At 27.0% G+C, this 14,367-nt stretch carries 17 protein-coding genes and 2 pseudogenes; 17 read left to right on the forward strand and 2 right to left on the reverse strand.

Features of this window, described 5'->3' with window-relative positions; translation table 11 throughout:
* Nucleotides 1-188: 188 nt before the first annotated feature.
* The 13 genes and pseudogenes from Q5O29_RS04330 (at nt 189) to Q5O29_RS04395 (ending at nt 11,681) form a co-directional block, all read left to right on the forward strand.
* A complete protein-coding gene (locus Q5O29_RS04330; RefSeq protein ID WP_022211776.1) occupies nt 189-854 on the forward strand; it encodes a hypothetical protein in 666 nt (221 codons plus the stop codon).
* 11 nt (nt 855-865) lie between these two features.
* Nucleotides 866-1,174, forward strand: a complete 309-nt coding sequence (locus Q5O29_RS04335; RefSeq protein ID WP_022166746.1) for a DUF4094 domain-containing protein — start codon at nt 866-868, stop codon at nt 1,172-1,174.
* A gap of 124 nt (nt 1,175-1,298) precedes the next feature.
* Nucleotides 1,299-1,829: a 2'-5' RNA ligase family protein gene (locus Q5O29_RS04340; RefSeq protein ID WP_022211777.1), complete on the forward strand. Its 531-nt coding sequence runs from the start codon at nt 1,299-1,301 to the stop codon at nt 1,827-1,829.
* 197 nt (nt 1,830-2,026) lie between these two features.
* Nucleotides 2,027-2,137: pseudogene (locus tag Q5O29_RS04345) on the forward strand (DNA-binding response regulator); the annotation flags it as partial.
* Nucleotides 2,138-2,513: 376 nt separating this feature from the next.
* Nucleotides 2,514-3,638: an ABC transporter permease gene (locus Q5O29_RS04350; RefSeq protein WP_302631739.1), complete on the forward strand. Its 1,125-nt coding sequence runs from the start codon at nt 2,514-2,516 to the stop codon at nt 3,636-3,638.
* Between the two features lie 255 nt (nt 3,639-3,893).
* Entirely contained in the window at nt 3,894-4,523 is a 630-nt protein-coding gene (locus Q5O29_RS04355; RefSeq protein WP_022211781.1) for a VanZ family protein, read from the forward strand.
* Nucleotides 4,524-4,654: 131 nt separating this feature from the next.
* Nucleotides 4,655-5,632: a LacI family DNA-binding transcriptional regulator gene (locus Q5O29_RS04360; protein WP_022211782.1), complete on the forward strand. Its 978-nt coding sequence runs from the start codon at nt 4,655-4,657 to the stop codon at nt 5,630-5,632.
* Between the two features lie 169 nt (nt 5,633-5,801).
* On the forward strand, nt 5,802-7,247 hold the full coding sequence (locus Q5O29_RS04365; RefSeq protein ID WP_022211783.1) for a sucrose-specific PTS transporter subunit IIBC: 1,446 nt from the start codon (nt 5,802-5,804) through the stop codon (nt 7,245-7,247).
* A 114-nt stretch (nt 7,248-7,361) separates the two neighbouring features.
* Nucleotides 7,362-8,849, forward strand: a complete 1,488-nt coding sequence (locus Q5O29_RS04370; RefSeq protein WP_022211784.1) for a sucrose-6-phosphate hydrolase — start codon at nt 7,362-7,364, stop codon at nt 8,847-8,849.
* 202 nt (nt 8,850-9,051) lie between these two features.
* A complete protein-coding gene (locus tag Q5O29_RS04375) occupies nt 9,052-9,270 on the forward strand; it encodes a helix-turn-helix domain-containing protein (RefSeq protein ID WP_022211785.1) in 219 nt (72 codons plus the stop codon).
* Nucleotides 9,255-10,554, forward strand: a pseudogene (locus Q5O29_RS04380) (AAA family ATPase). Before Q5O29_RS04375 ends, Q5O29_RS04380 begins: the two are co-directional and overlap by 16 nt.
* A gap of 362 nt (nt 10,555-10,916) precedes the next feature.
* Complete coding sequence (locus tag Q5O29_RS04390) at nt 10,917-11,429, forward strand: hypothetical protein (RefSeq protein ID WP_022211788.1); 513 nt, start codon at nt 10,917-10,919, stop codon at nt 11,427-11,429.
* 111 nt (nt 11,430-11,540) lie between these two features.
* Complete coding sequence (locus Q5O29_RS04395) at nt 11,541-11,681, forward strand: hypothetical protein (protein WP_302631745.1); 141 nt, start codon at nt 11,541-11,543, stop codon at nt 11,679-11,681.
* Between the two features lie 78 nt (nt 11,682-11,759).
* Here the strand turns inward: Q5O29_RS04395 and Q5O29_RS04400 are convergent, their stop codons facing one another.
* Both Q5O29_RS04400 and Q5O29_RS04405 read right to left on the reverse strand, forming a co-directional pair.
* Complete coding sequence (locus Q5O29_RS04400; RefSeq protein WP_022211789.1) at nt 11,760-12,299, reverse strand: hypothetical protein; 540 nt, start codon at nt 12,297-12,299, stop codon at nt 11,760-11,762.
* 34 nt (nt 12,300-12,333) lie between these two features.
* A complete protein-coding gene (locus Q5O29_RS04405; protein WP_302630807.1) occupies nt 12,334-12,456 on the reverse strand; it encodes a GNAT family N-acetyltransferase in 123 nt (40 codons plus the stop codon).
* A gap of 78 nt (nt 12,457-12,534) precedes the next feature.
* On the opposite strand from Q5O29_RS04405, the gene Q5O29_RS04410 reads away from it, so the two are divergent.
* The 4 genes from Q5O29_RS04410 (at nt 12,535) to Q5O29_RS04425 (ending at nt 13,994) form a co-directional block, all read left to right on the forward strand.
* A complete protein-coding gene (locus tag Q5O29_RS04410) occupies nt 12,535-12,828 on the forward strand; it encodes a hypothetical protein (RefSeq protein ID WP_022211790.1) in 294 nt (97 codons plus the stop codon).
* A gap of 5 nt (nt 12,829-12,833) precedes the next feature.
* Nucleotides 12,834-13,070, forward strand: a complete 237-nt coding sequence (locus Q5O29_RS04415) for a hypothetical protein (RefSeq protein WP_302631747.1) — start codon at nt 12,834-12,836, stop codon at nt 13,068-13,070.
* 74 nt (nt 13,071-13,144) lie between these two features.
* Nucleotides 13,145-13,555, forward strand: coding sequence for a nucleotidyltransferase domain-containing protein (locus Q5O29_RS04420; RefSeq protein ID WP_022211792.1), 411 nt, complete (start codon nt 13,145-13,147; stop codon nt 13,553-13,555).
* Nucleotides 13,542-13,994 (forward strand): hypothetical protein, encoded by a 453-nt coding sequence (locus Q5O29_RS04425; RefSeq protein ID WP_022211793.1) that lies wholly within the window; start codon nt 13,542-13,544, stop codon nt 13,992-13,994. The genes Q5O29_RS04420 and Q5O29_RS04425 overlap by 14 nt, the downstream gene beginning before the upstream one ends.
* The last annotated feature ends 373 nt before the right edge of the window (nt 13,995-14,367 follow it).

A 14,367-nucleotide genomic window follows, 5' to 3' on the forward strand; every position in this document is an offset into this window, starting at 1 on the left:
ATTAAATTCCCGAAGGGAGCGTGGCGAAAGCCACTTTTTTATAGATAAAAAACGTGAACTGAAAAATATATAATTAAAAAATAAAAAAAATATTACCACAAAATACCAAAGAAATATACAAATTTTGACACAATTTCCTGAGATAATTTGTTATAATCTTATAGATAAAGTCATAGGGGGATGAATAAATGAACAATGAAAAAGATAGTAATAAGCTAGTAACTATTAAAGAAAAAATAGTTACAGCAGTTAAGGAAAATAAGAAAAGGACTATTGCAGCTGCTTTATCTTTAATTTTAGGGATAAGTGTTGGTACAACAAAAAATATTTCTAAAGAAGAACATAATAATAATATTAAAACAATTGCAGCAATTTCAGAGCAAGTTAACCAATGTAACAATGAATATAATGAGCTTGAAGAACATATCCATAAGCTTACTGCAACTAAAGATGAATTAACTACCAAGCATACAACATTAACTACTACAGTAAGTTCTTTAAAAACTCAGATAGCCACAGAAGAAAGTAGAATAGCATCTGAAGAAAAAGCTAAGGCTGAAAGAGAAAGACTAGCAGCAGAACAAGCAGCTAAGGAAGAAGCAGCCAGAATAGCAGCTGAACAAGCTGCCAGAGAAGAAGCGGAAAGGCTAGCAGCTAGTCAAAATTATGCAAGTTCATCAAAGGGATATGTGGCAACGGTAAATGAAGATAATATAGGATCTATGGTTTGGATAACAAAAACAGGTTCAAAATACCATAGTCATGGAAATTGTGGGAATTCAAAATATGTTTCACAAGTTACAAGAGAAAGTGCTGAAGCAAGAGGCTTAGACCCATGTTCTAAGTGTTATTAGGGGGAAATACAATGGAAAATAATTTTAAAAAGGAAAATAAAATGAGCTCTTACAGAAATAAGAGTATATTACTTTGTATTATTACTTTTCTTATAGGTTTTATGTTTTTAGACTTTGGAAAAAGGGATAATTCAAAAGAGGTAGAAAATATGAAATTTTCTTTAGAGAGCGTAGAAGCACAAGTATATAAGAAAGAATCAGAGAAATCAAGTTTAGAATCGCAAATAGAAAATTTAAAAAAGAATATTAGTAATTTAGAAAGTGAATCTTCTAATTTACAAAATAGATTGGAAGAATTAAAAAATACAAAAATACAATAATATAAGTATAAAAGAAAAGTTTACATCAAAAGGTGTAGACTTTCTTTTTAATTATTATATAATTTGAAAAGATAATAAAGTAAACTACTTTATTAGTCAATAGTAAAATAAAAGGAGATAGAGTATGAGATATGTTGTTGTGACAGTGGCAGATGGAGAAGCAGGAGTTTTTAATAAAAAACTTAGTGCTGAAGCATTTGAAAAGTTTAAGGTTAAATCATCAAAGTTACCTGCACATATTACCTTAAAAGCACCTTTTGAAACAGAAGAGCCTATAGAAGTATTAGAAGAGGCAATAGAAAAATATATTAAAGACAAAAAAGCAATACCTTATGAAATTAAGGGGTTTGAACATTTTGATAATAGAGTTATTTATATGAATGTTATTGAAAATAAGGGAATGAGAGATTTTCATAAAGGTTTTGTAAAGGCCATAAAAGAAGTAAATTATATAAGCTTTGGAAGCCATGAAGGTGAAAATGCAATATTTCACGTAACAGTTTCATCTAAAAAAGTTTCTTTCGTATTTGATGAAATGTGGCAATGGATCAATCAATTCAATTGTAATTATAATGTTTTATTAAATAATATTTCCATATATAAGTGGCAGGATAACACATGGAAGATTCATAAAAGATTTGAATTAAAAGAATAAATATGACATATCAAATAAGTACCTTTGAAGATAGGTACTTATTTTTTAATTTAAAAAGGTTTGTAGCATAAAGTTTGTGGAAATAATTAAATAAAAAGGTATAATATACAGGTAAAGAGGTGATGGTGTGAAAAATATAATGATAATTGAAGATAACAGAGAAATGAAAGCAGAACTAATAAGTTTTCTTGGAATATATGGATGAAATTATGAGTATAAATTTAGGTGCCGATGATTTTGTAACCAAGCCATATAATACAGCAGTGCTTTTAGCGAGAATTTCATCACTTTTAAGAAGAACATCTAGTTATAATCTTTAATACTTTAGTAATTTCAAAGTATAAGTTAATAGATTTAATAAATTCATCAAGAAAAAGTGAAAAAATCACTGTAAGAAGTGCAGGATTATCCTTTACAATTCTTATAGCATCAATAGTTATCCTGGTAGTAGCATATTATTTAGCATCAGTTACTAATCTTGATTTTAATGATTATAGATTCTTAACTTCAATTTTCTTAGGAATAATAGGCACATTAGGGTTTTTCTTTGGTGCATCATCAGTATTACTTCTAATACTAAAGAAAAGTGATAATTTATATTATAATAATTTAAATACATTTACCATAAGACAAATAACAAATAAGTTTAACACTAATTTTATATCCATGGCAGTAATTTGTTTAATGTTATTTGTAACCATAGGAATATTAACCACTGGTTTGAGTATGAAAAAATCTTTTGAAGAAATTACTAAGAAGTTTACTCCTTATGATTTATCTTGTTCATTAAATAAAGATAATGAAGAAAGTAATATTCCAATAGAAGAGGCTTTAGCTAAATATCATATTATTTTAGATGAAAATACTGAATATATAACAATGAATACTTATATGATAGATTTTAGTATTAAAGATTTACTAGGTAAGTACACAGACACTGGCTCTGAACTTATTAAATTTAATCCAGTTTTTGAAAAAGCACAAGTTATATCGGTGACAGATTTTAACAAAAATAGAAAGTTTTTAGGTGAAAAAGAACTACAGTTAAATAATGATGAAATTTATCTAGCTTCTAATTTAGAAAGCATGATTCCAACCATTGAAAGATTCTTTAAGGAAAATAATCAAATTATTATTGATGGAAAAGCATATGATATAAAGGAAAAGAAGGTGCTAGATGATTCATTAGGTACAACAGGAGCTAGCAATAATATATTTTCTTTTATTGTGCCAGATGATTTCTGCAACAATTTAACTGCTGATAGTGAATATATTAATATTAATTATGTAGGTGAAGGTAAGGAGCGGAAGAAAGAAGAAGTAGCTAAAATATTAGAAGGATACATGACCATAGAGCCAGGAGTCATAGGTGATGACATTAAGTTGTTAGCTATGAGTAGAGAAATAGCTTATGATTCTAATGTAGGAATGTCAACAATAATACTTTTTGTAGCAATTTATATAGGAATAGTATTTTTACTTTCCAGTGCAGTAGTATTAGCTATTCAGCAGTTGGCTCAATGTAATGATTCCATGGAACGTTATGAAGTATTAAGAAAAATAGGAGCTTCCAGAAGACAAATTAATAAGAGTATATTAGTGGAAGTATTAACATTTTTCATAATGCCGTTATCACTGGCTATCATACATTCAATAGTAGGTATAAATATAGTTGAAGAATATTTGCAGAACTTTGGAAACTACGACATATTAATATCATCACTGATAACTGCATTAATATTTGTTATAGTATATGGAGGATATTTCTATGCCACTTATATAGGCTATAGAAATGCCATAGATAATTAAAAAAAGCTAAGCTTATCTAATTTAGGTGGGCTTAGCTTTTATAAGTAAAAACTTTTTTAAGGATATAATGGTATAATTAGTAATAAAAGAGTGACAAGAAATAAGAGGGGATTAATAAAATATGAAAATAAATAAGGAAAAAGCAAAGAGAGTTTTTAATGAATATGTTGAAAAATATGATAGCAATATTGAAAAGATAAAATTAAAAGAAGTTTAAAAAAGACAGCAGTAGATAATAGAGTAGGTCATATTTCATTGGTATTTGGACTAATATATGATGAAAGCATAAAAATTACAGTGAAGCAAGGGTATTTAAATGAAATGATGAAGTTTCAATCTAAGATAGATAGTACTATTTTAAATTTAAAAGTGCTAGTTAAATTAATAATATATAGAGAGTTTGACCATAAGATTAAAGAAAAGGTTATGCATTTAATTTTTAGCTTATATATCACTATTTTAGCTGCAGTGGTATATTTTCCAATACCTTTAGCCTTGGGTAAAAACGTCATAAGGAAATTAGCTAAAATTCACTTAATACCTTGGGAAAGTACTATCAGTATTTATAGGATTGGTGGTATAAGTGAGGTAATTACCAATGTAGGTGGTAATTTAATTTTATTATCTTCATTTATATTTTTTATTTGCTATCATTTTAGGGATGTTACTTTTAAAATAAATCAAATTATAGCAATGGCCTTTGCAATATCTTTATTTATTGAATGTAGCCAGGTTGTTTTGTCATATTTAGTTGCCAATTTAAGTATATCCTTTGATACCATGGATTTACTTTGTAATACCATTAGTGGACTTTTAGGTTATTACTTATATAAGGTATATAGCAGAATAAATATAAGCTACTCAATTAGAGAGAAAGTAGTTTAGTATTGATACCATAGAAAATCTTAGGCTAAAATTAAAAAAATCAGTAAATGTGTAAATTGCATTTACTGATTTTTTATTTATTAATATAATTAAAATTGGTAATAAAACGATAGACAAGGGAGTATGTAAATATGGCCACAATGAAAGATGTTGCAAAAGAAGCAGGGGTAGCAGTAGGTACAGTTTCTAAGGTTATTAACAATATACCAGTTAAACCAGAAACAAAGGTTTTAGTAGAAGAGGCTATAAAAAAATTAAAGTATGAGCCTAATGTTTATGCTAGGGGTTTAAAAATTAATAAAACTAATACTGTAGCTGTAATTTTACCAACAATTTGGCATCCTTTTTTCAGCGAATTAGCTTATAATATTGAGAAATGCCTAAGAGAAGTAGGCATGAAGATGATTTTATGTAATTCTGAAAAAAATCAGCAAAGTGAAATAGAATATATATCTATGGCTAAACAAAATAAGATGGATGGGATTATTGCAATAACCTATAGTAATATAGATGAATATGTTTCAGAAAAAATACCATTTGTAAGTATAGATAGATATTTCTCTAAGGATATAACGTATATTTCCAGTGATAACTTTCAAGGTGGAAAATTAGCAGCAGAAAAGCTTATTGAAGCTGGTTGTAAAAATATAGCTTATATAGGTCGTGGATCGAAAATAGATAATGCCACAAGAAAAAGAAAAGAAGGATTTATAAGCTATTGCACAGAAAATAATATTAATTATAGTATATGTGAATTACTAGGAAGTGCCAGTGAGTTTGAAATTTTACTAGATGAATTTATTGAAGAAAATTTTAAAGAAAAGATAAAAATAGATGGAGTTTTTGCAGTAACTGATAGACATGCATTGGATTTTATTAAAAGGTTAGAAAATATAAATGTTAATGTACCAAAAGATGTTCAAGTTATTGGTTTTGATGGAAGTAGATCATTTAGCCAAGATGAATTTAAAATATCTACCATTAGGCAACCCGTTGAGCTGATGGCTAAAAAATCAGTGGAAGCATTAATAAATATAATTGAAGACAAACCATTAGAAAAGAAGGTAATTCTTCCAATAAATTTTATAAAAGGATATACAACTAAATAAATATTAAGAAATAGATTTCCTAAGTTAGAATTTTGCTTAGGAAATTTTTCTTAAAAAATACTTGACTATATGATGAAAACGTATTAATATTTAAATGTAGCAAAAATGAAACGTTTCAAGTAAATGAAATTATTACTAAAAAATCTTTTGTCATATAAGGGAGATGGACATGAGTAAAAATTATAATCAAATAAGTAAAGAAATATTAGAGTATGTAGGTGGAAAAGAAAATATCATCAGTGCTGCACATTGTGCCACAAGATTAAGATTAGTTCTTAAAGATGATAAAAAAATTAACATTAAGGCCATTGAAGAAATGCCAGCAGTAAAAGGTAATTTCAATACTTCAGGACAATTCCAAATAATCTTAGGCTCTGGTGTTGTTAATGAAGTTTATAAAGAACTAATTAAAATAGCAGATATAGCTGAAGGAAGTAAGGAAGAATTAAAGAAAGAAGCTGATAAAAAGCTAAATCCTGTTCAAAGATTAATTAAATCTTTAGCAGATGTTTTTGTACCAGTACTTCCGATTCTTGTGGCTGCAGGATTATTGATGGGTATAAATAATATTTTAACTTCTCAAGGGTTATTTGTAGAAGGACAATCTTTAATTGAAGCTCACCCACAATTTAAAGATTTAGCAGAAATGATTAATACATTTGCCAATACAGGATTTGCATTCTTACCAATATTTTTAGGATTTTCAGCTACTAAGGCGTTTGGTGGTAATCCATATTTAGGAGCTTGTATAGGTGCTTTAATGATTCATGGTGATTTATTAAATGGTTACAGTTATCCATCAGCAGTTATTGAAGGAACTGTACCATATTGGAATATATTAGGTTTCTCTATTCTTAAAGTAGGATATCAAGGAACAGTACTACCAGTTTTAGCATCATCTTTTGTATTAGCAAAAGTTGAAAAGACATTACATAAAATAATACCATCAGTTTTAGATAATCTTTTAACACCATTATTTACAGTATTTATTACAGGATTATTAACATTTGTAGCAATAGGACCAGTAATGAGATTAGCTGGTGATGGAATTACAGCAGGATTAATAGGTTTAATTAATACATTAGGACCAATAGGAGGAGCTATATTTGGATTCTTCTATGCACCAATAGTTATAACAGGTATGCATCATAGCTTTACAGCTGTTGAAACTCAATTATTAGCAGATATAGCAACAACAGGTGGATCATTTATTTTCCCAGTTGCAGCAATGTCAAATGTAGCACAAGGTGCAGCAGCTTTATCAGTACTTCTTATTCTTAAAAAGGATAATAAAATGAAAGGTATAGCATCAGCATCAGGTATTTCAGCTTTATTAGGAATCACTGAACCAGCTATATTTGGAGTTAACTTAAAATTACGCTATCCATTCTACGGAGCAATGATAGGTTCAGGAGTTTCAAGTGCATATATAATGTTAACTAAAGTATTAGCATTAGCTCCAGGAGCTGCAGGTTTACCAGGTATAATATCAATAAGACCAGATTCAATGATAAATTATATTATAGGTATGGCTATTTCTATGGGGGTAGCAGTGGTATCTACTATTATTTTAGCTAAGACTACAGCAAAGAAAGAAAATTTAGAAGTAGCATAATGTTATGAAGATATAAATAGGAGGAATTAGAGCATAATCTAATACCTTCTATTTTTGGCTTAATGATTTCAGTTTATTAGATTAATAGTTTATATAATAAGGAGAGAAATTTTAATGAAAGAGTGGACAAGAGAAGAACGTTATAGAACAATATTAGAAGCAAGTGATGAGGAAATGGCAGTATTAAAAGAAAAGGTAGATGGTTGCCCATATAGACAAAAATTTCATATTCAACCTACAACAGGATTACTAAATGATCCTAATGGTTTTGCATATTTTAATGGAGAATATCATTTATTTTATCAATGGTTCCCTTTAGGACCTGTACATGGAATTAAACACTGGTATCATGTTTCATCAAAAGATTTAGTACATTGGAATGATTGTGGTGTTGGTATTATTCCTAGTGAATATTTTGAAAGTCATGGAGCATTTTCTGGTAGTGGCTTAGCTGAAAATGATAAATTATATTTATTTTATACAGGAAATACAAGAAATGATAAGTGGGAAAGACATCCGTATCAGTGTTTAGCAATTATGGATGCAGAAGGAAAAATAACTAAGCATCCTAAAGCTATTGTGGAAGAACTGCCAGAAATATATACTGATAACTTTAGAGATCCTAAAGTATTTAAAGAAAATGATAAATATTATTTTGTAATAGGAGCTGAAAGAAAAGAAGGAAATCTTGGGACTATAGCAGTATATGAATCAGGTGATTTGATAAATTGGAATTATAAAGGTGAAATAAAAACAAACTTCTTTGGGAATGGATTTATGTGGGAATGTCCTGATTACATAAAAATTGATGATAAAGGTGTTCTTATATTTTCACCACAAGGGTTAGAAGCTAATGGTGATAAATACAAAAATATTTTCCAATCAGGTTATTTAATTGGAAATAAAATCGATTTTGAAAACCTAGAGTTTAATCATGGAGAATTTAGAGAATTAGATAGAGGATTTGATTTTTATGCTCCACAAACTACAAAAGCACCAGATGGAAGATATATATTAGTTGGTTGGATGGGATTACCTGAAATAGCATACCCTACAGATGAAAATGGATGGGCACATTGTTTAACTATTCCAAGAGAGTTAAGTTTAAAAGGTGATAAACTATTACAGAAGCCGGTAAGAGAGCTTGCAAGTTTAAGAAAAAATGAAAGAGTTATGTCATATGCTTTAAATAATGAGGAAACTACCATAGAAGATTTTAAGGGAAATGTATATGAATTGGAATGTAGTTTTGAAAATATCGCAGGTAAGAGAGTTGGTCTTAAATTAAGACAAGGTATAAAAGAAGAAACAGTATTTTACTATGATTTAGAAGAAAAGAAATTAGTTTTAGATAGAAGTCATTCAGGAAAAGATTTTGCAGTAGAGTATGGTAGAGAAAGAAAATGTCCATATGAAGGTAAAAATTTAAAATTACAAATCTTTGTTGATACATCATCAATAGAGGTATTTGTTAATGATGGAGAAGAAGTATTTACAGCAAGAATCTTTACAGCTAAAGATAGTAGTAACATAAGCATTTTTGCCCATGGTAAGACAGATGTTAATTTAAAAATATGGGATTTATATTTAGATGAAAAATAGTATTTAATTAAAGAGCTATAATAAGTTTACTTTTTAAAAAGGAGCTTATTATGGCTTTTATTATTAATGTAATAAATAAGTTTATTGATTATAATTAAATATTGCTTAGATATAAAAATAAAGTTATAAAAGTGTATAAAAAATATACAAGTATTACGATAATTAATAGGTGTATTATTAAGGCCGGAGGAAAGTTAATAAAATGATTAGCATAGGAGAAAAGATTAGAGAAGTAAGAATTGCTAGAAATTTAACGCAAAAAGAGTTGGGAAACGTACTTGGATTAAATGAAGAAGTAATTATAAACTATGAAAATAATAAGAGAGACGAATTTTACAAAAAGTATTCTGAGAAAGCCATAGCTGGGAAAAGAGCTAAAACTATTAATTGTTTTAGGGGGAAAGTATGGCTATATATTTAAATACAAAGGCACCTTTTGAGAATTATAGTGAACTTGCTCGAGAATATTATTTTGTAGATAAATCAGAGATAATAAAATCCCTTAATAGTAAAGTTTCAACTAAGAGTAAGTATGTTTGTATAACAAGGCCAAGAAGATTTGGTAAATCATCAGTTGCAGATATGCTAGGAGCGTACTACTCAAAGGCAGTAGATTCACATAATATATTTGATAAGTTAAAAATAAGTAAAGATAAAAGTTACAAAGAGCATTTAAATAAATATAATGTGCTAAGTATTTCATTTAATCAAGTATCCCATAAGGGTAATACATATGATGATTATATAGGAATGATTAAAGCAAATTTAATAAAGGATATAAGTGATAAGTATCCACAGATTGATCCAAGTGAGTATTTTACAATAAACCATATGTTAAATGCTACAAATGATAAGTTTATTTTTATTTTTGATGAGTGGGATTATATTTTTACTAACAATCTTTTTGAAAATAATCAAAATGACTTTTTAGAATTTATAAGACAGTTGTTAAAGGATCAACCTTATGTTGCACTTGCATATATGACAGGAGTACTACCTATTAAGAAATATTCAAGTGGGTCAGCATTAAATATGTTTGATGAGTATACTTTTCTAAAAGATAGAATATATGATGAGTATTTTGGCTTTACAAATGAAGAAGTATTAGCTTTGTGTGAGAAAAATGATGAAATTAAATTTTCCGATCTAGAAAGTTGGTATAATGGGTATTTAACTACTAAAGGAAAAAAAATATATAATCCACGTTCAGTAATAAAAGCGCTTGAAAATGGATATTGTGAAAGTTACTGGACAAACACAGGAGCTATGGATGAGGTCACTGATTATTTAAAGTATAATACTTTAGAAATTAGAGAAGATGTTATTGAAATGGTATCAGGTGAAGAAGTAGATATATTTATAGATGAAGAATTTAGAGCAGGTCAGAGAGAACCAAGAACTAAAGAAGAAATTTACTCTGCAATGATTATTTTAGGTTTTTTATCTTACCATGATGGATATTTGAGGATTCCTAATAGAGAGCTAATGAAAGAATTTGAAAAGGCTCTTAAGGATGATCTTTTGGAGAAGTATCAAGAATTATAGAAAACTCAAGGAAGATGAAAGTGTAGATATAGCACTAAAACAAATTAAAGAAAAAGAATATGTGCAAAAATTTAAAAATGAAAATAATGAAGTACTAGCAGTAGCTATATGTTATGATTCAAAACTTAAAGAACATAAATGTAAAATAGAAAAAATATAATTATGAGAGTTTTTTACTAGATAAAAAATAAGTAAACTCCTATTATACAGGTTGCTGTATAATAGGAGTTTTTACATAGACCATAACTTTAATAGCCATTATACGCTAGAAGCCAGTGTAAGGTTTCCAAATCATAATTTTTACGACCATAAGCATCTTCAATAAAAAAAGTATAGCAAAGATTTTTTTTACCATTAAACTTTTTATCCTTCAAATGAGTACATAATAAGACATCAAAATTATTTGCTTTTGTAATACAACAAGATTTATAATTTATTATACAATAATTATGTTGATGTTTTACTTACTTTTAAAATAAATATGTATAAAGGTAATAAAACAAAGTATGGAGGATTGAAAGAATGATAGCAATAGGTGAAAAATATGATGAATTGGAATTTATTAAGTTTGGAGAAATGTTATTAGTAAACCCAAATGAAAAATTAGAACAAGCTCACTTCTTTATTAAAGAAAAAAATGTAAAGATAAATGAGTTAAGTAATAATAAATGTATACAGTATGAAGTGCGGTATTTTACAATAGGAAGAGTTACATTATATTTAATGTTAGTTATATTTGATGACAATTATGAGAGTATTTATGGTCAATGGATTAATATATGTAATCAAACAGACAGAAGAAATCTTCTTGGGCTTAATTTTACAGATAATATTTATTTTGTTTTACTTTCTGAGGGGAATACAGTTAAATATGTACAGAGCATTGAAAATCCATTTAAGAACAGGATGAAGAAGATGCGTAGAAAAATAGATAAAGATAAAGCTTGGAGTAAAAAGGAATTTGAAATGGCAGTAAGTACTTTTAATGGATACAAAAGTAGAAGAGAATTTTATGAGGAATTATTAGAAACTTAGTTACATGATTAATGGTTAGAAATAAAGAATGAAATGAATTGAAAAATGACAGAGTAAATTGGTGAAATTTTTATAAGAAAAGGAAAATATGTTACATATGAAAATATAAACTTGAAAATTCCTTATAGTGGACAAGTAAGCCTTCAGTATGAAATAGGTGAAGAAAATGACTTAATGTTTAATAAAGGAATAGAATTAGATAGAGAAATCTTATTAGAGTTTAATGAAGGTAAGCTAATAAAAGAAAAATAAAAATATATATTAAAAGTGTATGTGCGTACGGGATTAGTTACATGCACTTTTAACATATAAAGAAACAAGAAAATATACCTATCTTTTAATAAGCGTAGGAAATAAATATTGGATTTCTTTTAATGGAATAGTATCAAAGGTATTTATATTATTTATAATATTTGGAATTTCTTTAATAATATTATCTTCTGGGTAATATTCATCTTCATATATTTTGAAATACTCATTTGGAGTAACAATTTGAAAGTTATAATTCATTAAGCAATATCGTGGTTTAGTACTTCTTAAATCAACGATAAAAATTCCTTCATCGTTATCAGCGGTTAGTGGATCATCACAAATATCATCAGTTAATTTTTTAGCAAAGAGAAATACTCCAGTTCGATGTATCGCTCCAGTTATATTTTCTAATAGTATATCGCTTTTATTATTATAATTACTTTTAGAATTAAGAAATACATTTAAATCTGGATATTCTGAATATTTTTTAGTAAAAAGTAAAACTTGTTCTAGTAAACAAATAGTATCATCTCCACAACATACCTGTAGATGAAAGCCAGTTTTCATAATTTTATCATTTCCATTATAAACATAGTAAACTTGAAATCTTCTACCCATCTAAACAACTCCTCTTACATTAACATAAGGAACATTATAGCATAAAAATAGTATTATCCAGTACAGTTTTAAATAATTTTTTACCAATTCCTTGTCTATGATATTTCCCATCTACAAAAAACAGTGCTATATGTGTTCCGTGGTTTCTTGTGGCAATAACACCATAGCTTTAAGGTTGTTTTTTTAACGCTTAGGAAAGTATAAAATTAAAGTATAAAAAGTTAGGAGAAAAATTATGAATGATAATCTAAAGGAAAAAATTAAATGTACAATACCAATTAAAGTTGATTATTATGAAGGGTTATTTAGAGAATTTGACTATAGAGATGTTGAGTATAGATGTATTAATGAAGATTTAGATGGATGGATTCAAGAATATATTTTTAGACTACCATATAAATTAAACCATATTAATGTTGAATTAGAGATAAATATGCCATTAGAAGTTAGAGACAAAAATAAAGAGGAGATGTCAAAGGTAGGTATAATAAATTCATATAAGGAGTTTTTGGAGCGAGAAAAAAGTTAAGTATTATGGGTGTAATAAGAATTGGATATTATATGATTACTGCAGCAATTCTTTTGTCTTGTTGGTATATTATTAAAACTTATAAAGGTGAATCTTTACTTACATCATTATTGAATTCTGGTGGCACAGTATTATTGTGGCAAATAATGACTTTAATATTTATAGAAGGTAAGAATTTTAGGTATAAGCTTAGGATTAATAAGAAACTAAGTAATATGACTATAGTGTTTAAGTATATATAAGAAATATCATTTATTTGAAAATGGTAGAAAGCTTTGATATACTTAACTAAAGTCAATATTTTATGAGGTGAAAAATGGAAAAGTTATTATCTAATTTAAAGATAACAAATGATAATGAAAATTTAATATCTTTAACTTTATTTGGAAGTTATAATACTAAATATTGGTTTGAGGGAAAAAGTGATATTGATATTTTAGCCTTAATAAAGAAAAATGACTTTAATGTTGAATTTGAAATAGAAAATAAATATAGGGAAGTGTTACAAAAATACTTTAATTATGATGATATACACTTTACCTTTATTGGACTTAATAGTTTTGATACAGTATTTGCTGATATTTATATAGATTATAAAGATAAATTAATCTTTAACATTGATTTACATTATGATTACTTAATGTATATAAGTAAGTTTAATAGAGTAAATGAAAACTTAATTAAGTTAGTTAGAGAGGATTGGGAATCAAAATATGGTATATTATAGATATAAAAAAGAACGTCTAAGTGAAAAATTTAATAGTGCACATGAATTTTTAATTAAAATAAGAAAAGCTGTTCAGTTATATTGTTTAGATCCAAATGAGATTATAGCAAGAGGAATGACAGGATATTTTTCTGATTTTACTGAATATATAATTGATATATGCGAAACTTATTTGGTTATAAATGATAGATATAATCCAAGATTAAGTGGTGTTGACTTAATTAAATCAGCAACTAGAGAAGGGTTAATGGATGATTATTTATGTGAATTTTTAATCAAATGTATAATACTTAGAAATAGATTTACTCATGATTATTATAAAAGAGATATAGCAGAATCAGATATAATTAAATTTTGTCACTCAGAAATTATTTATTTAGATATATTTTTAGAATCATCATCTGAAGTGGTAAAGTTAAAGTATAAAATAAATAGATAAATAATTAAACAAAGAGAACAAGCAAAGGTAATAGGTAAATAAGATGCAAACTTATACAATTTTTGCAGGTGTGAACGGGGCAGAAAAACTTCAATATAAGATCCGCTAGAATTAAGTTAATTCTAGTGGATTTTTTGTATTTGAAGATAATTATAAAATAAAAGTTATTTTAAGGAATATAAAGAAAATATATTATTTAAGGGATATATATAAGATGTTTTCTATTAATTCACTATTATAAAATTTAAATATTCATGTTACTATTAGGTGGACAAGTTGTTAAAGACGTAAAAGTACAAGATTACTAAAAATGAGTTAAAGATATTAGCTCAAATTGATAGTGTAAAGTTTCGTATGAAAAAATAGCATAGGG

The sequence above is a fragment of the Clostridium sp. CAG:265 genome, from assembly GCF_000436575.1.
Lineage (GTDB): Bacteria > Bacillota > Clostridia > Clostridiales > Clostridiaceae > Clostridium > Clostridium lentum.